Below are 1,169 nucleotides of genomic sequence, written 5' to 3' on the forward strand. Positions count from 1 at the left end.
CGGCCGGCGCCACGGCAACGGACGGTCACCGCGGCGGCGGACGGTCACCGGTCCAGCGCCTCCATGGTCCGGCGGGCGGCGGGGTGGCTGCGGACGATCTCCGCCAGCGTGGTGGACCCGCGGGTGATCCGCGCGAACGCCTTCCACGCCGGCCGGAATCCGGTCAGCGCCGCGTGTATCAGACCCGGCCGCCGGGAGAAGACGGTGAGCATGCTGCGGCCCACGCCCATCTCCGCGCCGAGGCCGGACTTGATGGCGAACGTGTAGTTGAGCGCCTGGCGTCGGGCGTCGACCGCGTCGTGCGACTCGGCGACACGCACCGCCCACTCCCCCGCCAGCCGTCCCGACCGCAGGGCGAAGGAGATGCCCTCCCGGGTCCACGGCTCCAGCAGGCCGGCCGCGTCACCGCAGACCAGCACCCGGCCGCGGGACAGCGGTGAGTCGTCGGCACGGCAGCGGGTGAGGTGGCCCGAGGAGACCCGGGGCTCAAAACCGGCCAGTCCCAGCCGCGCGGTGAAGTCCTCCAGGTAACGCCTGGTGGCCGCTCCCTCGCCGCGTGCGGAGATCACCCCGACCGTGAGCGTGTCACCCTTGGGGAAGACCCACCCGTAGGAGCCCGGCAGCGGCCCCCAGTCGATGAGCACCCGGCCCGCCCAGTCCTCGGCGACCGTCGGCGGCACCGGGATCTCCGCTTCCAGGCCCAGGTCCACCTGGTCCATCCGCACTCCGACGTGCGCCCCTATCCGGCTGGCGCTGCCGTCCGCGCCGACCACCGCGCGGGCGAGCACCGTCTCCCCACCGGCGAGCACCACGGCCACCGTCCGGCGGTCCGGCACCGCGGGGCCGTGCTGTTCGACCCTGGCCACGGCGGTGCCCGTGCGCAGCACGGCACCGGCCCGCACCGCCGAGTCCACCAGCCGCTGGTCGAACTCGGGCCGGTTGACCAGACCGAAGAGCATGTGCCGGGAGCGGCGGGTGCGGCTCAGCCTGCCGTCCAGCGAGAACGTCACCGCGTGCACCCGGTCCTGGAGGGGCAGTTCGAAGCCCGGCGGCAAGGCGTCGCGGGACGGGCCGATGATGCCGCCGCCGCACGTCTTGTAACGGGGCAGTTCGGCCTTTTCCAGCAGCAGGACCCGGCGGCCGGCGACCGCGGCCGCGTGCGCGGCCGA

The 1,169-nt window shown here is 74.9% G+C and carries 1 protein-coding gene; it reads right to left on the reverse strand.

Annotated elements, in window-relative coordinates; translation table 11 throughout:
• Window positions 1-44 precede the first annotated feature (44 nt).
• Window positions 45-1,169 (reverse strand): geranylgeranyl reductase family protein (locus ACYVE9_RS27620; RefSeq protein ID WP_461030622.1); only part of this gene is annotated, 1,125 nt, incomplete at its 5' end.

This window comes from Streptomyces sparsus, from assembly GCF_054776295.1.